Origin of the sequence: Leptolyngbya sp. FACHB-321 (assembly GCF_014695975.1) — a bacterium.
Classification (GTDB): Bacteria; Cyanobacteriota; Cyanobacteriia; order Leptolyngbyales; family Leptolyngbyaceae; genus Stenomitos.
The window spans coordinates 38,139-56,879 of the sequence record NZ_JACJPI010000061.1 but is presented as its reverse complement, the minus strand read 5'-3'; the positions used below and the strand labels follow the sequence as shown (position 1 = coordinate 56,879).

At 50.1% G+C, this 18,741-nt stretch carries 17 protein-coding genes; 7 read left to right on the top strand and 10 right to left on the bottom strand.

The annotated features are described in order from the left end of the window. Positions 1-331 precede the first annotated feature (331 nt). The 3 genes from H6F76_RS15005 to H6F76_RS14995 all read right to left on the bottom strand — a co-directional run bounded on the left by H6F76_RS15005 (position 332) and on the right by H6F76_RS14995 (position 2,766). Positions 332-601, bottom strand: coding sequence for a GlsB/YeaQ/YmgE family stress response membrane protein (locus H6F76_RS15005; protein WP_190446746.1), 270 nt, complete (start codon positions 599-601; stop codon positions 332-334). A gap of 372 nt (positions 602-973) precedes the next feature. Beyond that, a complete protein-coding gene (locus tag H6F76_RS15000; protein ID WP_190509376.1) occupies positions 974-1,990 on the bottom strand; it encodes a glycosyltransferase family 2 protein in 1,017 nt (338 codons plus the stop codon). Between the two features lie 53 nt (positions 1,991-2,043). After that, positions 2,044-2,766 (bottom strand): C40 family peptidase, encoded by a 723-nt coding sequence (locus H6F76_RS14995; RefSeq protein ID WP_347276038.1) that lies wholly within the window; start codon positions 2,764-2,766, stop codon positions 2,044-2,046. Positions 2,767-3,163: 397 nt separating this feature from the next. Between H6F76_RS14995 and H6F76_RS14990 the strand changes: the two genes are divergently transcribed. The 6 genes from H6F76_RS14990 to H6F76_RS14965 all read left to right on the top strand — a co-directional run bounded on the left by H6F76_RS14990 (position 3,164) and on the right by H6F76_RS14965 (position 9,998). Further along, positions 3,164-4,123 carry an RluA family pseudouridine synthase gene (locus H6F76_RS14990; protein ID WP_347276036.1) on the top strand — a complete coding sequence of 320 codons (960 nt, stop codon included), beginning with the start codon at positions 3,164-3,166 and terminating at the stop codon, positions 4,121-4,123. Between the two features lie 337 nt (positions 4,124-4,460). Then, entirely contained in the window at positions 4,461-6,740 is a 2,280-nt protein-coding gene (locus tag H6F76_RS14985; protein WP_190509374.1) for an amylo-alpha-1,6-glucosidase, read from the top strand. A 181-nt stretch (positions 6,741-6,921) separates the two neighbouring features. Continuing rightward, positions 6,922-7,536 carry a transcriptional repressor LexA gene (gene lexA / locus H6F76_RS14980; protein WP_190446749.1) on the top strand — a complete coding sequence of 205 codons (615 nt, stop codon included), beginning with the start codon at positions 6,922-6,924 and terminating at the stop codon, positions 7,534-7,536. Positions 7,537-7,673: 137 nt separating this feature from the next. Further along, entirely contained in the window at positions 7,674-9,062 is a 1,389-nt protein-coding gene (locus H6F76_RS14975; RefSeq protein ID WP_199322139.1) for an AmpG family muropeptide MFS transporter, read from the top strand. A gap of 98 nt (positions 9,063-9,160) precedes the next feature. Continuing rightward, positions 9,161-9,397 (top strand): hypothetical protein, encoded by a 237-nt coding sequence (locus tag H6F76_RS14970; protein ID WP_190446750.1) that lies wholly within the window; start codon positions 9,161-9,163, stop codon positions 9,395-9,397. Positions 9,398-9,485: 88 nt separating this feature from the next. Continuing rightward, the gene (locus tag H6F76_RS14965; protein ID WP_199322127.1) at positions 9,486-9,998 is read left to right on the top strand and encodes a GNAT family N-acetyltransferase; all 513 of its coding nucleotides are present in this window, start codon (positions 9,486-9,488) and stop codon (positions 9,996-9,998) included. 22 nt (positions 9,999-10,020) lie between these two features. Here the strand turns inward: H6F76_RS14965 and H6F76_RS14960 are convergent, their stop codons facing one another. From H6F76_RS14960 to H6F76_RS14930, 7 genes are all read right to left on the bottom strand, one after another. Continuing rightward, on the bottom strand, positions 10,021-10,686 hold the full coding sequence (locus H6F76_RS14960; protein ID WP_190509370.1) for a lysophospholipid acyltransferase family protein: 666 nt from the start codon (positions 10,684-10,686) through the stop codon (positions 10,021-10,023). 122 nt (positions 10,687-10,808) lie between these two features. After that, a complete protein-coding gene (locus tag H6F76_RS14955; RefSeq protein WP_190509368.1) occupies positions 10,809-11,210 on the bottom strand; it encodes a hypothetical protein in 402 nt (133 codons plus the stop codon). 83 nt (positions 11,211-11,293) lie between these two features. Next, positions 11,294-12,103: a YebC/PmpR family DNA-binding transcriptional regulator gene (locus H6F76_RS14950; RefSeq protein ID WP_190509366.1), complete on the bottom strand. Its 810-nt coding sequence runs from the start codon at positions 12,101-12,103 to the stop codon at positions 11,294-11,296. Between the two features lie 132 nt (positions 12,104-12,235). Further along, on the bottom strand, positions 12,236-13,063 hold the full coding sequence (locus tag H6F76_RS14945; RefSeq protein ID WP_190509365.1) for a carbohydrate ABC transporter permease: 828 nt from the start codon (positions 13,061-13,063) through the stop codon (positions 12,236-12,238). Positions 13,064-13,071: 8 nt separating this feature from the next. Next, positions 13,072-13,980: a sugar ABC transporter permease gene (locus H6F76_RS14940; protein ID WP_190509362.1), complete on the bottom strand. Its 909-nt coding sequence runs from the start codon at positions 13,978-13,980 to the stop codon at positions 13,072-13,074. Between the two features lie 285 nt (positions 13,981-14,265). Next, complete coding sequence (locus H6F76_RS14935; RefSeq protein ID WP_190509360.1) at positions 14,266-15,879, bottom strand: hypothetical protein; 1,614 nt, start codon at positions 15,877-15,879, stop codon at positions 14,266-14,268. A gap of 69 nt (positions 15,880-15,948) precedes the next feature. Continuing rightward, positions 15,949-16,689, bottom strand: a complete 741-nt coding sequence (locus tag H6F76_RS14930; protein WP_190509359.1) for a DUF928 domain-containing protein — start codon at positions 16,687-16,689, stop codon at positions 15,949-15,951. A 218-nt stretch (positions 16,690-16,907) separates the two neighbouring features. On the opposite strand from H6F76_RS14930, the gene H6F76_RS14925 reads away from it, so the two are divergent. After that, complete coding sequence (locus H6F76_RS14925) at positions 16,908-18,728, top strand: ShlB/FhaC/HecB family hemolysin secretion/activation protein (RefSeq protein ID WP_190509357.1); 1,821 nt, start codon at positions 16,908-16,910, stop codon at positions 18,726-18,728. Positions 18,729-18,741 lie beyond the last annotated feature (13 nt).

Genomic DNA, 18,741 nt, shown 5'->3' with positions numbered 1-18,741 from the left:
CCAAGGCAGGCTTTAGGACTCTCCCCTTGTCGCTCTTATTGCAGCCAGAAACGCTATGCCAATAATTTAAAGCCAGCTAAGGCAGACATTAATGGTTACACTACTAAAGAAAGGTTAACCAAATTAAAACAGGTTCAGTCAAAGCGCGTATCACGCTTAACTAAACCTGTATGTTACTTGCAAAATCAAATTTTAGAGAAGAATTTAGGCTAGTGGCTTCAACATTTAAGTTCCACTTATAGCTACTAGCTAGTAACCCTTGCTTTGTCGATCGCCCTTGCTCTAGTGATCGTTAGTGTTTGTAATCCGTGCGCTTTCAACTGCTGCCAGCTTAAGCTGCGCGGCGGGTAACCAAACCCCAGAGGAAGATAGCAATGATAGCGCCGATGACAGCAACAAAAATACCAGGAATGCTCAGACTTGCAGCTGCTAAATTAAGTGAGCCAGTATTTAGCAAGCTAAACAGAGAACCACCAACAAATGCGCCAACAATACCCAGGATCATTGTGCCGAGAATGCCACCACCTTGAGAACCAGGATAAATTGCCTTTGCGATTGCACCAGCAATCAGACCTAAAACGATCCAAGCGATAATGTTCATGTTTGTTTACCCAAAGTTTTTTGCTGACAAGTAAACAATATCAAGATGGCTTTCATTAACCAATCTGCCGAAGGATACAACACTCAATAACCGTAAGGCATAGACACAGTTCGTAAGTCTAAAAGCGGCGGCTTGTAAAACTGTAAGAACTGCTACACAAAGCGAACAGACATTTGTGTTTAGGCTCGTGGCTCAACTAACGCCAAGATTTCACCTGCGTAGGTGCGGTTTACTCTATGCTTTCGTCGGCTGGCTAAGTCAATGGGAAAGAAGCTACAGCACAAGCTACGGCAAATACTTTTGAGGTAAGGGAAAGAGTTTTGCTGAGAGCTGCGCTGCTACAAAGGCTCAAACTGCTTTTGTGCTTGATCCTTAACTGTCAACGTTGTTGCCTGGTTCGATCGTTTCACGGATGCGATAGATGGGTCGTCCTTGCGATTCGTGATAGGTACGCATCAACAGTTCTGCCAGCAAGCCGACGCTGAAAAGCTGCACACCAGCTAAGACTAGAACAACTGCCAAAATGAGCAACGGGCGATTGCCAATGCTAACGCCATAGCCAATTTTAAGTACGGTGAGATAAAGCCCGATCGCTGTGCCGATGGCGATCGAACCTACACCAAAAAGACCAAAAACGTGCATTGGTTTCGTTAAAAACTTACGCATAAACCAAACGGTGAGCAGATCCATAATGACGCGGAAGGTGCGGTCTAACCCATATTTGCTTTTACCAAAACGACGCGCGTGATGACGCACAGGCAACTCAGTAATCCTGGCTCCTTCAATAAAGGCTAATGCAGGTAGAAACCGATGTAATTCGCCATAGAGATTCATATCAGCTACCAATTCAGCCCGATATGCCTTGAGCGAACAACCATAATCATTCAGCTTGACACCTGTGACCAACCCAATAAGCCAATTCGCAATTTTTGAGGGCAATAGGCGAGTGAGAGCTGCATCCTGTCGGTTTTTTCGCCAACCACTGACTAGGTCGTAGCCGTCCTCTAACTTTGCAAGCATAACGGGAATATCAGCAGGATCGTTTTGCAAGTCACCGTCTAGCGTGACAATAACCTGCCCTCTAGCACAGCTAAATCCCGCTGCCATTGCTGCCGTCTGACCATAGTTACGACGCAAAATCACAGCACGTAAGTCGTTACGAGACTGGGCAAGCTGTTTTAGCAACACGGCAGAGTCATCCGTCGAGCCGTCATCTACACAAATAATTTCGTAGTGGAGGTGTGCTGCATTGAGGCTGGCAGCGATCGCCTCCACTAAATGGGGTAAACTCTCGTATTCGTTATGAATCGGCACTACAACCGAAACTTCAGGTTTAATGGCAAGTCGGGACGCACTCGCCAATCCTTCAGGGTGCAATGACGTACTCATAGTCAATACCGCTAGATGTTAAGAGAAGACTGACAGCACTGTATCAAAAAAAGTCAGCGCAATGAGCCACAGCAAGATTGGTAGCTTGCAACGACTCGTCCTGCCCCGCGTAGTTGAGCGTAGTAGGTCTGACTAACACGATCGCCTTGAGCCGATAAGCAATCAATGCCAATGCCGTTGCGTCCCTGATCTTTGCCAGAACTGTGAAGGTAGCAGCCATCCCCCAGATACAGCCCAACATGAGTCGCTTTTGCAGGCGAACCGAAAAACACCAAGTCGCCAGGACGTAAATCTGGTAGCGCAATCGCGTGTGTAAACGCCTCTTGCTGATACGCATCTCTAGGTAGCCAGATGCCGACCGCCGCAAAGGCTGCCTGCATTAAACCAGAACAGTCATAATTGGGTGCCACAGTGCCGCCCCAGAGATAGTGGTTGGGCTGTGCCATCGCAGCCTGAGCAAAGGCGATCGCGCCCTGCACTCTACTGCTAATGTCCCTTTCGGCAAGGACAATCGCCTGATAGGGAGTAGCAGCAAGATCCAGATGCTCTAGGTCAGCGATCGCCAGCCAGCCAGGATAATCGTCCTCACATAAACAGACTTCTACGGCACCCTGACTTGTTCCTGCTGACGCATCCGGCAACGATACAACGCGCAAATATCGTCCTGCTGCTGCCTGCGTCACTAGCCCTTGCATGGAAGCGTTGTAGAGGTTGAGATTTTGGCGACAGCAGTAGTGAGCGCGATCGCCATCAGGTAACGTTTGGTGTGCTTGCAGTTGTAGGAGAGAAACCACGGCAGGAGGTTGTTAGTTGTTAGAAAGGAATAGAAAGCAGAGGTGAGAGGTGAGGCGGAGGCAGCAGGGGGAGCAGCGGTGACAGGGGAGGCAGAGAAGATCACTCAAGACGCTAGCCAATAGTCAGACAGAATTAAACCTTTTAGTCTTCATCCCTCATCCTTTATCCTTCATCCCTTATCCCTTCTTCCCATTCTCCAATTTCCTCCGGATCGTGTGGGGCGATTCGGTATAGAGGAGTGGTAGATGCACCCTGATCATGCCCCTGGCTTCTGGCTGGGGGCATTTATTTTTTGAGGGCTGAAGCAGGCATTGTAGACAAGCGGTAGAATGAGCCGATTTGGATTAAAAGCGCTACAGAGTTCAGAATACAGGAGTTGTGCAGTTTGCTAAATGTGTGAATAACGGTTGGACGTATCGAGAGCAGATTGATCAATCAGCGCAAGGCTTAACCGTGCTCGATTACTATACTCAGCGCTATCGTCACTCCAGTCGGGCTGAGTGGGCAGACCGCATTCAGTCAGGACAAGTCTTGCTAGATGAGGTAGCAATCACGGCAGAGACTCGTCTGCTAGCAGGTCAACAACTGAGCTATCGCCGTTCTCCCTGGCAAGAGCCGGACGTGCCGCTGACGTTTGAAGTGCTTTACGAAGACGCAGATTTGATGGTGGTAGCAAAGCCGTCTGGGTTACCCGTGTTGCCAGGAGGGGGCTTTTTAGAGCATACGCTGCTCTGGCAGTTGCAGCAGCGCTATCCAGCAGAGACACCACTGCCGATTCATCGACTGGGACGGGGCACCTCTGGGCTACTGTTGCTGGCACGATCGCCTGCTGCCCGTGCTTATCTTAGTCAGCAATTGCGTGAGAACACGTTGAAGCCGTTACACGATCGCTCAATGCACAAAATTTACCGAGCGCTGGTACAGGGCAACCCGCCAGACGATCGCTTTACCATCACTAAGCCGATCGACAAGCAGCCTCATCCCGTTCTGGGCTATGTCTATGCTGCGTCGCCACAAGGTGCTTTTGCTCAAAGTGATTGTCAGGTCTTACGGCGCGACACCCAAACAGCAGTGGTTGAAGTCAGCATTTTGACAGGCAGACCGCACCAGATTCGGATTCATCTCGCTGCTGCTGGTTATCCACTGGTGGGCGATCCGCTATATGCGATCGGTGGGCAGCCCATTACCTGTACGCCATCCGACAGTGGTGTTTTGCCAGTTCCGGGCGATTGTGGCTATCATCTGCACGCACTGCACCTTACATTCGTGCATCCTCAAGGTCACTCTATGACGTTTACTTGCCCACCACCAGCACTGCTGAATGTTGAGGAAAGCTGACATTGTGGAACCATAAAGCAACATTTATACAGATTGGTGCAGGATGAATGAGTTAATAACCTAGCTGCAAAGCCGTTCTACCAAGAAGTTATGAGTTTGGGGTTCCGAATGCCACGATCGCTACACAAGCTGCAAAAATTCTGTAGCCTTGAAGATGGCTAGTCAGCACCAAAACATCAGCTCCTAAACTAGACCAAGCATTCTAACTGACCTTGGAGTGGTTTCCTGCCCGTTGTCCCACGTCTCAGCTTTGCCCGATCGCCTCAGTACGCTCAAAAACGCGCTTGAGCACTGTCCCCCCCAACCCTTACCCTGTTACCCGAAACCTGTGGATCGAATGACAATAGAAACTCTTGAATTGATTGAACTCGACGGTCGTACGTTTGCCTCCGCTGACCAACTACCCGCTATTGAATGGCCCCCCTGTGTCCTTAGTGAACGTCCTCACACGACTCTGACCCTAAAAGACGATGACCTGTTTTTGCTGACCGATACTCTGGGTAATATTGGCGGCTGCATGGAGAACGATCGCAGCTCCAGCATGGGCTTGTTTTGCTGCGATACTCGCTTTCTCAGCCGTCTAGAGCTACAAATTGAGGGTCGATCGCCCATTCTTTTGAGCAGTACAGCCGATAAAGGCTTTTTTCTGTCAGTCTTGTGTGCCAACCCGCAGATTGACGATCGCATCCGTGCTGAATCGATCGGCATCAAGCGTGAACTGGTACTCAATGGGGGCTTGTTTGAAGAAATTGAGGTCTCTAACTACACCACGAACACGGTCAGCTTTGAAATCAGCCTGAGCTTTGATGCCGACTTTAAAGACCTGTTTGATATTCGAGGCTACGGACGCGAAAAACACGGTCAACTATTACGGCTTCTCCCGCCTGATTTTGCAGCAACTGACCAATCAGAGGCGGCTGTAATGGATAGCTTACTTAAACCAGCAGCAAAGCCTTCAGAACTAACGCTTGCCTATAAAGGGTTAGACAGTTCACTGATGGAGTCACGCATCTATTTTGTGCATCAACAGCCCGACGTGGTGAAAGGCTTTACGGCAATTTGGCAGTTAACGATCGGCTCTCACGAAACGCTGAAGTTGGGCTATCGCCTCCAAATGTTCAACAACAACAACGCGATTTCAGTCGTCAGTGCTCCCGTGACGCTCTCGCAGGCAAAAGCGGCTGAACTGATGGAAGAGCAAACCTGGCAGCAACAGGTAACGCGGATTCGCTCAGACAAAAGCACCTTTAACCAAATTATTGAACGGGCAGAACAAGACATTTATTTGCTGCGGCAATCCTTTGGTAAAGGGAAGGCGCTCTCGGCTGGCGTGCCCTGGTTCTCGACACTCTTTGGGCGCGACTCCATCATTGCCGCGTCTCAGGTGCTGATGCTCGATCCGCAGATTGCGCGCGAAACACTCATCATTCTGGCGCAATATCAAGGCAAGCGGGACGATGAATGGCGCGATGAGCAGCCAGGGAAAATTCTGCACGAAATCCGCTTTGGTGAAATGGCACGCTGTCAGGAAATTCCGCACACGCCTTATTACGGCACTGTGGATGCCACTCCACTGTGGCTGATGCTCTACGCCGAATACTTTGCCTGGACTGCCGATCGCGAAACTCGCGACCAACTGTGGTCAAATGCGCTGGCAGCGATGGATTGGATCGATCGCAACTGCAAAGAAACAGGCTACCTCAGCTATCTCCGCACCTCTAAACGTGGGCTGGCAAACCAGGGTTGGAAAGATTCTGGCGACTGCATCATCAACCGACGCGGACAGCTTGCTGAAGGCGCAATCGCCCTTTGCGAAGTGCAGGCATACGTCTACGCTGCCAAAATACGTCTAGCGCAAATCGCCCGGATGAAGAAGCGCATTGACCTTGCTGACCGCTGGGAAGAGGAAGCAAGAGACCTCAAAAACCGCTTCAACGACGATTTTTGGATGGAAGACCAAGACTTTTGCGCGTTGGCATTAGATGGTGACGGCAAGCCTGTCGATAGCATTACCTCGAATCCGGGGCACTGCCTCAACTTAGGTATTCTCACACCCGAAAAAGCCTATAGCGTTGCCGAACGCCTACGAGCACCTGATATGTTTAACGGCTGGGGTATCCGCACTCTCAGCAGCCTGTCGCCTGCCTATAACCCCATGGGCTACCACATTGGCTCTGTATGGCCCCATGACAATGCGCTGACCGCGATCGGGCTGCGATCGCTGGGTCTGATCGATCAGGCGCTTGAAGTGGCGAAGGGCATTCTAGATATGACTAAACGCCAACCATATCAGCGTCCCCCAGAACTGTTCTGCGGCTACGATCGCATTGAAGATAATGCTCCTGTGCAGTATCCAGTGGCTTGTTCGCCCCAGGCATGGGCAACGGGCAGTGTTTTCCAGCTTATTCAGATGATTGTGAACCTTGTTCCGGATGCGCCAGGTAACTACCTCCGCATCATTGATCCTGCCCTGCCAGAATCGATTAACTACCTCTCGCTCCAAAACCTTCGGGTTGGACCCACATTGCTGGATCTAGAGTTTGAGCGATCGGGTTCTAGCACTGCCTGTCGTGTCTCTAAAAAACGCGGCAACCTGCGCGTGGTGATTGAAGCGTAAAGGAGTAACCACGATCGACTTCAAGTTGAGTTGGTGAAATCTGCCTGCCAACTCAGCTTGAAAGCCGAAACTTTAAACTCCGTGAAGTAAAGCCTGGACTACAAGAGCTAAAAAACTACTGGACAGGTCGCGATTTTGATGGTACAAGTGTTCTAAGTACTGCGATCGCTTAATTATGGCTATGGAAACCCTTACCGAGCCCCAACAAGAGCTTTACGACTGGTTGGTGGGCTACATCCGTGAATATCAGCATTCGCCTTCGATTCGGCAGATGATGAAGGCAATGGGCTTAAAGTCTCCCGCTCCTGTCCAGAGCCGTCTAGAACACTTAAGGACAAAGGGCTATATCGACTGGAACGAGGGCAAAGCCCGCACAATTCGCCTCACTCAGGCATCCTCTCCAGGTGTGCCCATCTTAGGTGCAATTGCAGCAGGTGGCTTAGTAGAGGCTTTCGTCGAAACAGACGTTGAGCATCTCGATTTTTCTAATCTGCTGTTTAATCCTCGCTTTTTTGCACTGCGAGTGCGTGGGCAGAGCATGATTGAAGCGCTCATCGATGATGGAGACGTGGTGATTATGCAGCCAGTTCCTGACCCCAAAGCACTGAAGAATGGCACGATCGTCGCTGCTAGAGTCGAAGGGCAAACAACGCTCAAGTACTTCCATCGCAAGGGTAGCAGAGTTGTATTGCAACCTGGCAACCCTGATACCGAGGCGTATCCAGCGATCGAAGTGCCTGCAAAGGATATTGATGTTCAGGGTAGTCTAGTCGGCGTGTGGCGCGAAAAAATGTAGCTACCTGTGGGACACAGTTGATTACCTACAGAACTACTTTACAGATTATTGCCTACAGAACTGCTTTAGAGAGCGCTGTGATGCAATGCGGCTATGGCATGATGGCTGAATGCTAGAGGTACACTCAATTGCCCAAGTTGCCAGATGCCGCCGCAAAACCTGATCAATCGTTCCTGCAAGTCTTCCAAAGCCGCAAGATAGCAGCAATTTTGCTGTTGGGCTTTGCGTCTGGGTTGCCGTTTGCGCTGACAGACGATGCCTTTCGTGCCTGGATGACTAAAGCAGGGTTAGATCTCCGCACGATCGGCTGGTTTGGTTTAGTTAGCTTGCCCTACTCGCTCAAATTTATCTGGTCGCCACTGCTCGATCGTTTCGTGCCACCTTTTTTGGGACGCAGGCGTGGCTGGATGGTACTGGCGCAGGTAGGGCTGATTATAGGAATTGTGGCACTTGCTCTACAAATGGGCATGATTGCAACGCTGAATCCAGACCAGCGATCGTTCAGCCTGCAACTGCTGGCTCTAACAGCTTTGGGAATAGCGCTGCTGAGTGCTACGCAAGACATTGCGATCGATGCATACCGCGCTGATGTACTGACGGAGCGAGAGGTTGGGGCAGGTGCCTCAATGACAATTTTGGGCTACCGGATTGCCCTTTTGCTGACTGGATGGATTGCCTTTAACCTGGCAGATCGCCTTACCTGGCCCTGGGTTTATGGGTTGATGGCGCTGCTAATGGTTGTAGGACTCCTCACCTCCTTTGGGGCACCAGAACCAGTAGAGCGCGATCGCCCCCCTGAATCGCTTCAGCAGGCAGTTGTGATGCCATTTGCAGAGTTCCTCCGTCGTCTCGGTTGGCAGCAGGCGCTCTTTACATTGATTTTTATCATCGTCTTTAAGCTAGGCGATGCAATGGTTGTCAAAATGGCAGTACCATTCCTGGGTGGAAAGGGACTTGGCTTTGCTGATGCTGATATTGGTAATATTCGGCAGGGAATGGGGCTGATTGCGACGATCGTCGGCACCCTGGCAGGTGGAGCTGTGCTGAGCAAAATTGGCATCAACCGATCACTCTGGGTTTTTGGTGCGCTGCAAGCCATCAGCAATGTGGGCTACTACGTTCTGGCAGTCGTGGGCAAAAACTATCCGACGATGGTAGTGGCGATTAACGTTGAGAATTTCTGTGGCGGGTTGGGTACGGCTGGTTTTCTGGGCTTTTTGATGAGCCTTTGCAATCCACGTTTCTCAGCAACTCAGTTTGCGTTGTTATCCAGCCTGATGGCAGTCGGCAGAGATTTATTGGCGAGTCCGGCAAGTGGTGAGCTAGCGCAACGGCTGAAGCCGTTCATCCAGTCAAACCCAGCACTCCTGAATAACTCTTACCTGGCAGGCGCAACGCAGGAAGGCTGGGCACTGTTCTTTTTGCTGACGCTTGCAGCTTCGCTCCCTGGTCTTTTGCTACTACCCCTATTTGCGCCTTGGAACGGTACACGATCGCATTTTGTAAATTTGCCTGATGATAATTAACAATGTCGCGTTACGATAAATGAGAGGAACTTCACAAATCTTGAGTGAAGTCTCAGAATTTTCAGACTGAATTAAATACTATTCATACGGCTACTGTCATGGCGTTTTTTAGGCAATACATTGCTCCACTCTTTATTTTTCTAATCTTTTTTGTGGCATTAGCAGCCGTTAGTGCCCGCATTTTTCTGCCATCTGATATGGCAGCACCGGCTCCTGTTAGTGAAGTTAGCCAGCCGAAGGCTGCAATGCTTGGTGCTGAGTCTCTTGCTGGGCTGCCACCATCACTTTCAGCTTTGGTCAAAGGTTTGCCGGATGATCCAGCTTTATTTCAATAAGGACAAGTCGGTTGTTTAAGTTTTGACTCAAACAACTTGAAGCCTACTACGGCAGGGTGAGCGCGTTGGTTGTCGCTTTTGGATGGCAATGCTTGTGTCAAATCTCATGCCAGTTGGTTATGACCTGCATTTGGGTTCCAGTCTCGATCGTGCTCGGCTGGTACAGTTTATGCAGCGCACCTATCAAGAGATGGAAGCATCCGATAGCTATGCCCATCTGGCACAGACTGTTGATCAGTACTTGTCGCGCGAGACGCCCCTTTGGTGGGTGGTTCTTACATCTGAGCCTGGCGCAGATACCCTGTCCAACTTGGGCTTAAAGCGCTCGCAACAGCCGATCGCTTGCTTGTGGCTGGGAACGGCGATCGACCAGCTACATGGCGATCGTCATGCTCACATTTTTTTACTCTATGTCCTTCCAGAGCATCGGCGCAAAGGGCTTGGTAGAGCCTTAATGCTTGAGGCGGAAGCATGGGCAACTGCAAGGGGCGATCGTCAAATCGGGCTGCAAGTGTTTCAATCGAATCATGCTGCCCTAAGTCTTTACAACACGCTTGGCTTTCAAGTGCAGTCTGTCTGGATGGTGAAGCCATTGCGCTAGAAAGTGCTCAGTTTGCTTGTGCCTATGCTTCCAGTGCCTTTAACAGTGCTGCTTCAAGGGCTGTGGTGATTGCTTGAGCAGTTTGCTTATCAGTGCGCTGGTGATAGTCAGCGGTAGAGAGCGGTGGACTAATGGTGATAGTGATGCGCGATCGCCAGCCTGGAGCGGGTTGATACTGGATGGCAATCGGCACGATTGGAATCTGTAGAGGCTCTAGAGCAGAGGCTTCGGCTTGAAGGACAAGACGGGCTAAACCAGGTTTTAGTGGACGCACACGCTGATCGCGAACGATGCCACCTTCGGGAAACAGCATCAGTTTTTTTCGGGCTTGCAGCAGCACGATTGCATGACGAAAACTAGCAACTTTTGGGTGGTTTACATCTACTGGAAAGGCACCTAATCGCCACAAAAACCAGCCTTGTACGCCAGAGAATTGATTGGAGTTGGTCATAAACCAGAGCGGTTCGGTGCTCAACACTGCCAACACAAACGGGTCCCAACGGCTGTAATGCTTGGGTGCTAACACAACTGGTCCTTGTGTTGGCAAATGTCTGGTGCCGTGAATGACGATCGAGCCGAAATAGAGGCTCAAAAACAAACGATGGATGGGTAAGAGCAGCCAGTAGAGCCAGGGCGAAACTGAAGCGCGATCGATGTGCGCTACTGGATCTTGAGAACTTGTAAGCATACAGGAGAAAGCCGAACATCAAAGCGTCTGACCAAAGCCTTACACGCATAAACTGTAAAAGCAGAGGAGCGATCGTTCCTCTGCTTTTACAATGCCACTATTACTACACGATTGCCAGCAAGTTAGGCGCTTTCACTTGACGCTGCTTCTGGTGTGTCCGCTGCTGCAACGTCTTCAGCAACAACTTCCTCAGTTGCCTCTGGTAACACTTCTTCGACTTCTGGCGCTGGTGGCTTAGGCTTTGTTGGCTTGGGTCCGCGCAGCAGCGCTGGGCTAACCATCTGCTTCGGCTCCTCATCACGCCCTTTGCCTCTGCCTCTGCCCTTGCCGCGATCGTTCTCTTTGCCGCCGCCGCTTTCCTTGTCTTTAGTTTTATCTTTATCTTTGTTAAGCGTTGGGCGCTCGACATTCCGTGTTGGCAACGCCACTGGCAACACAGTTGGCAATGCTTGAGCAACGCTCTCGCTGCTTTCGCCTTCAGGTTTTGCCTGACGCTCAGACTTTTTAATTGGACGCTCAACCATCACTAGAATTCCTTTCTACCTACCGTTATCCTAGCCTGCATCGGTCACAGCACGCGCATTTATCGACAAATGGGGACATAGACTTACGCAACGCTGAGAGACATCAGCTCATCTGTCATTTCAAAATTAGCGGTGACGCTCTGCACATCATCCAGATCTTCTAGCGCATCCATCAGTTTCAAGAGCGATCGTGCCTGGTCAGGATCGGTGACCTCCAGCGTGTTGTTGGGAATCCAGCGCAGCTCAATACGGCTCACTGCGTACTGCTTCTCCTTCAGCGTTTGGCTCAAGGTTTCTAAATTACTGACTTCGGTTACAGCCTCGGCGGCAGCACCCTGTTCCGCTTCAATTAGTTCATAGGTGTCTGCGCCACCGTCTAGGAAGGCTTCCAGCAATGCATCTTCCTGGATGACAACAGTATCCGATCGCCGTTTGCGTCCAGTTTCTATGGGAACCAAGGAAACTTCCACGACTCCTTTTTGCTCAAACATCCAACCCACACAGCCAGTTTCACCCAGATTGCCACCGTTTTTGCTAAAGGCAACCCGCAAGTCCGCTGCTGTGCGGTTCCGGTTATCGGTCAGCGCTTCAATAAGGATGGCAACGCCACCAGGACCATAGCCTTCGTAGCGAATTGCCTCTAGCGCAGCATTATCTGCACCTAGTTTGCCAGCGCCTTTAGCGATCGCCCGATCAATGTTGTCATTGGGAATCCCTGCGGCTTTGGCTTTGTCGATCGCCGTCCGCAGTTGAAAGTTGCCCTCTGGATCGGGCACCCCACTCCGCGCCGCCACAATGATCTCTCGCGAAATTTTCGTAAACACCTTCCCCTTTACTGCATCAACTCTGGCTTTCTGCCGCTTGATGTTTGCCCATTTACTGTGTCCTGCCATAGCGCACTGCGACGTTTCAACGCGATCAAACTAACTCCATTCAATAGGATAGACAAAAGATTGGGTAATGGTGAGGCAGAAGGGCAAAGGCAGCAAAATTAGTTCAAAGCTTCAGCCCTTATCATTCATCCTCTAGCCTTTTCCACCTGTAAATGCCACGCCTTGAATAAAGTAGCGGTTAAAAAAGGCATAAACGGCTAGAGCAGGTAGCGTAAAAATCATAGAAGCAGCCATGATGTAGTTCCAATAACTAACGTATTGCCCTTTGAAGGCATTTAAACCAAGCGGCAGCGTAAACATTTCGGGATCAGAAAGAATCACTAACGGCATCAAAAATTCATTCCAGGAACCCATAAAAACAAAAATTGTTTGTGCGGCTAGAGCAGGTTTTGCTAGCGGTAGAACAATTTGAAAAAAGGTGCCAAAGCGTCCCAGTCCATCTAATGCCGCTGCTTCTTCTAACTCTTTGGGAAAGTTAAGAAAAAACTGGCGCATCATAAAAATAAACGTAGCGTTGACAGCTGATGGCACAATCAAGCCCTGGTAGGTATTGAGCCAGCCAAACGATTTTAGAATTAAAAATTTGGGCAAGAGTGTCACTTGTCCTGGCACCATAAGAATGGCAAGGATCAGAAAAAACCAAACTTGATTGCCTGGAAATTGAATCCTAGCTAGGGCATAGCCTGCCATTGAGTTGAACAAGAGGTTGAGCAAGGTAATGCAAACAGCGACGATCGCGCTATTCATGAGCCATCGCCCGAAAAGCGGTTCTTGTACAAAAATGGTTTGATAATTCGCTAGCGTAAAGTTCTTGGGCAGCAAACTCAATCCGCCTGCTGAAATCTCTGCTAGCGACTTAAACGAGGTAGCGAATGCCCAGGCAAAAGGAAGTAATGTGATTAGCGTATAGGTGATAAGGACAAGATATAAGAGGCTGATTAACCAACGGTTACTTTTCATCCGTTCTCCTAGTCCAATCGTTCTTCTTTAAACAAAGCCTGCTGAATAATAGTTGAAAGCATTAAGATTACTGCCAGTACTAAGGTTAGCGCTAGAGCATAACCCATCTCTAGATTTTTGAAAGCGTATTGATACATGAGCAGGACGATCGTCAGAGTTGAATTATTAGGACCACCAGAACCAGCGGAAAAAATGTAGGACTGATCAAAAAGCTGAAAGGTGCCAATAATACCCATCACAATCACGAAAAACGTGACAGGCTGTAAAAATGGCAATGTGATGTGCAGAAGTTTCTCCCAACGGTTCGCTCCATCCAACATAGCGGCTTCATACAGTGTCTCTGGAATATCCTGTAGTGCAGCCAAATAAATCACCATAAATAATGGTGCCGTTGACCAGATGTTCATGATCATAATGCCTTTTAAGGCAACGGCTGGATCGCCTAACCAGTTATACGTTGGCAACTGCAAAAAGCTCAAGATACCGTTGAGCAAGCCGTTGCGATTATAGATCCACATAAAAATGAGCGTTAGAACAGCCGAGGATGTCACTGTTGGTAGAAAGAACGCAACTCGAAACCACGATCGCCCCTTAATTTGACTATTGAGAATCAGGGCAAGCACCAGAGCAAGCACAGTTTGTAACGGCACCACGATCACCACATATTCAGCCGTGTTTTTGAGTGCAATCCACACGCGCTCATCTTGCGCCATGCGGGCAAAGTTTTTCAGCCCAATAAACCGATAGCTTACCTCACCCAAAAGCTGCACTTTCTGAAAGGCTAAGGCAATGGCGTAGCCGATCGGTAGAAGCAAAAAAACGCTCGCAATCAAAATCGTGGGAGCCATAAACAGATAGCCTGCGATGTGTTCACTGACCTTCTGCTTTTTCCAGCGATCGTTGACTACTGTACTCATAATGATCAATTTCTTTTGAATTTCAGATTTCCTTCGGTTGTCGGGGGTCTAGATAGTTTTATTTAAGAAGAGATGTGGACAAGAAGGCATGGATTTGTAAGCAGACGTTAGCTAATCATGTATTAAAAACTTGACTGAAAAACTGTAGCTACTAGAATTGGCAGGTAGTGGGCGATCGCAGTGGACAGATTTTGTTGGCGATCGGATTTCTTTGAAGAGCTACAAAATCTAGGTCGGGAAGCGATCAATGGCTCTTTAAAGCGCAGGGTTGCATTTGTTCTTTTATTAATGCTTTCTGGCGCTTTGATGGAGTTGGCGGGTTTCTTCAAGCAGGGTTTCGACATCGACTTCTGCCGATCGTTTCACATAGTTCAATTTCAATTCTTCGAGAAGATCATTGACTAGGCTTTTCAATTCATCGGTGACGTGTTGTTGTTGCACTTCATCACCCAATGTTTGCCCAAAGTTTTGTACCAGGCGTTTAGTTAACTCGGCTCCGATCGGGTCTTCCAGTGCTGTTGTTAGAGTGCTATAAGTTGCTTGCACCACTTCGGTAATGAGGCGATCAATCAATTGAGTCGGCACTTCACTCAATCCCGGCACTGTTTTAAGCGTTTGATAGGCAGGAGCTTGGTTAAGTACGGCTTCAATGTTATGTCGCAGTAGTGCCTCGACATCGGGCTGCACTTTGGGCAACACTTGATAGACCGTCAGCTTGATGAAAAGGGAAATGAGTTCAGCAATTTCATCGACATTATTGACGGTGATTTGATTGGGTTTGGGCTGTAGCAGCCAGCGCACAATTTCGCCCTGACGAATTGCTTGCTGCACCTGACTGAGTACCTGCACCACGACAACCTCGGTTAACTCTTCGGCAATACCGCCCACAAAGCCCTGCGTTGCTTGCTCTCTGAGCCGCTCTAAATCAACGAGGCGCGCTTGATGGAGGCGAATAGCAACAGGAATGATGCGTAACCATGCCCAAGAGTAGAACAAGATGCCAAACGGAAAGAACAGCAAGACATCGTACCAGCGCCAGAAGATAGCATCACGCCAACTGACGCTTTTGAACTGACGGCTGATATACCAGGTACGGGCAAGAAATTCGATCGCAAACAGAATGACGAACGGTGCATCCAGCAGCCAGAATTGATTTGTAAACTCACCGTTTTCTTCAATCGAACGGTAATAGTTGGTTTGAATCAAATGACGAATGTGAGTATCAAACCAGTCAAGTTCTTGCTGCGCGCCTGCTTGAGCTAGATACTCTGGACTCCAAAAGATGTTGAAAGCAGTTTGTGTCGATCGCTTCGCCTTGCGCTGCACGCCCTCCTCAAACGTAGCTCTTTGGGCTGGATTATTGCCAACCACACGAGCAGCAACTGAGGCATTTTCCACGTAGAGATGATCGCGCAAACGGTCTTTTACCTTCTCCAGAGTGCCGCTTTTTTCGGCAACAGTAAACCAGTTTTCGGAAACCATGAGCGTGCTCTGCTCTCGTAGGCTTCTCAACGTTTGGGTAACCGCAGCAGACTGCAACCCGTTTTGCTGAAGTTGCTGTTTCAATTGGTTGACGGTATCGAGATATGCCTGCGTGTCGCGGTATGCCTCAATGCCTTTGGTGCGATCGTAGCAAGCTGTAATGAGCGTTGCTCGATCGGGTTTTTCGCCCAGAGGTTTGCAGATGTCTGGCGCAGGCGGCAACGGTAAGGTAAGCGTCGGCAATAGCGGTAGCTTAATTTTTCCTAGCAGCCAAAAGTTGCGGAGTGGAATATAGGTGAGGTCAAAGAATACCAGCCCCAGATTTGCTAGTGCGACGATCGCCATCATCCGCTCGAACCATAAATTCTGACGGCGCTTCAACGGTTTACGTGCAGGCGGCAACTGGGGGGAAAGCATGGGAAGGTAAGCCGGTGAAAGATCGGGGCTGGAACGTGAAGAGCAGCATTAACTCAAAAGGCAAAGCTTCTACTTCTGGCACTGTTGAAGCAAGGGTTGATCGGCGATCGTCCCTAGCTGTACTGATTGCAATAACGCTGTCCAACTCTTGGTTAGTGCAGCATCTTTGGGGTTAGTGCAGCGCTGGTCTGCCAACGTTGTCACTGTGTCAAACCAGATGCCATTGCTGGCATAAAGGCGGACGCGATCGCTGGGTTTTGCGGTTGCCAGTTGCTTCGCCAAATCAGCTTTGACTGCAACTCGCTGTACCCAACCGTCTACAGTGATATCCTTAGAGCGATCGGAGGCGCTACATACCAGGCTTACAGACCAACGATAATCCTTACCGACAACGAGCGGGGGGAGCGTCGCATTGCTGGGCAGCGACAGGCTGGCAACTCCAGCCGTACCATCAATGCTGAAAGTGGTTTTGTAGAGCGACGTGCGGTCTTCACCCCGTTCATCCACCTCAAACAGGGTAAACTCAGCAAGTTTTGCCTTGCTTTTGGGCATAAACCAGAAAAAGCGGGGGTATGCGGCGGTTGTCAGCCCCAGGTTAGTCGCTGGCTGCAGGGCAATCAGTTGTGACGGGCTACCCTGAATGCAGGCAAACGGGTTACGGGTGCCACCACCTTCTCGTCGCCCTGGTACGCCGCGTTGAGGTGGCTGAAATTCTGCTGCCATTGCTACTACTGGCAGACCGCAAACCATTAGCCCTAGTAGTACGCCTACCCAGGGAGCCGCGATCGCAGAACGATTAACCGAACGCATACTTCACCATCCTTTCCTATACAGTCACATTAAGCTTGTCGTACCAATTTAGCCTGTCTTGTGCGCCCAACCTCGTAAAATGGGGCAGCAAAAACAAATGATGTCTGTCAATTATTTTCGGTCAGTTTGCATCATTGCTCGATGAATCGGTTACGTTTGTGCGGTTAAGAGTTTCTCTCTAGACATTAAAATCCTGCTTTTTCAAAGACGAGTGACCTATGCAACGATGGCTTTTCGGTTCTGAGTGTGGAGTGGCGATCGCCGGTAGTCTTTTCTGTTTTCTGCCACAGGCGCTGGCTGTCACGCCAGAGGGTATTCCCGGGGGAGTAGTAAACCCTGAAACACTAGTGGCACAGGTACCTAGCCCAAGTCAGGTTCCGCTGCCACAACTTCCTGACCCAAGCCAGCTTGCGCCAGATCCAAACCGCGATCGCCTGATTCAACCCGCGCCCACGCCAACAGCACCAGAGCCAAGCCAGCCTGTTTTGCCGCCTACGCCTACACCGACTCCATCGCCAGAACCATCCCCTAACCCACAAGCGCCAACTATCACTGTCACTAGCATTAAGGTCATTGGCAGCACAATTCTTGGTGCAACGGAACTTAACCCGCTTACGCAACCGCTGGAAGGGCAAACCGTTACCCTGGAGCAACTCAGACAGGTAGCTGATGCTATTACCCAGCTTTACCTCGATCGTGGTTACATTACGTCACGGGCAATTCTGACTGACCAGACCATCACAGATGGCGTTGTGCAGATTCAAGTAGTAGAAGGGTCGCTCGAACGCATTGAGATTGAAGGAACACAGCGGTTAAGCCAGTCCTATGTGCGGAACCGGATTCAGCTTGGCACAACCCCGCCTCTTAGCCGCGACAAGTTGGAAGACCAGCTTCGTTTACTAAAAGCCGATCCCTTGTTTACCAATGTGGAGGCTAGTCTGCGAGCGGGCACTCAGTTGGGGCAGAGCATCCTGATTGTGCAGGTGACAGAGGCAAAGGCGATCGACGGACTGTTGCAAACCGACAATTACTCACCACCTAGTGTCGGTGCGGTGCGTCTGGGTGGAGCCATCAGCTATCGCAATTTGACAGGTATTGGTGACCAGCTATCTGCCTCGTACTTTGGCACCACTCGCGGCGGATCAGATGCCTTTGATTTCAACTACAGCGTGCCCGTCAATGCCATGAATGGCACGGTGCAGCTACGCGTCGCGCCCAGCAAAAACCGCATTGTTGATCCTGCCTTTCGAGCGCTAGATATTCGCGGTGAGACATCGCTGTATGAATTGAGCTACCGTCAACCGCTACTCCGTACGCCACGCGAAGAGTTGGCGCTCTCGTTAGGGTTTGCGCTTCAGGACGGGCAGACGTTTTTGTTTAATGATTTGGGCTTCCCGTTTGGGGTGGGTCCGGATGCAGAGGGCAATAGCAAAACGCGCGTCCTCAAGTTTGGGCAAGATTATGTTAAGCGTGATCCACAGGGTGCTTGGGCATTGCGATCGCAGTTCAGTTTGGGACTGGGCATTCTCAACGCGACCGAAAACGAAGCTCCGACTCCGGATGGGCGCTTTTTAAGCTGGCTGGCGCAGATGCAACGGGTACAGCGGCTTGGCAATAGCAATTTGCTCATTGCTCAACTGGATTTGCAGCTTACGCCTAATAGCCTGCTGCCATCACAACAGTTTGTCATCGGTGGTGGGCAATCGCTACGCGGCTATCGCCAAAATGTCCGTTCGGGTGACAATGGCTTTCGTTTTTCGATCGAAGACCGGATTACCGTGCTGCGTGACGAAGCAGGTTTGCCGACCATTCAGCTTGCACCGTTTTTTGACATGGGTGCCGTCTGGAATCGTGCAGGCAACCCAAACCCACTACCGTCGCAAACGTTTTTAGCAGCGATCGGTCTGGGGCTACTCTGGCAACCAATACCCCGTTTGAATCTTCGGCTTAACTATGCCATCCCGTTTGTAGATATCAGCGATCGCGGCAACGATGCTCAGGATGAAGGGTTTACTTTCAGCCTTAGCTACGAGTTCTAGGCATTGAGCCGAG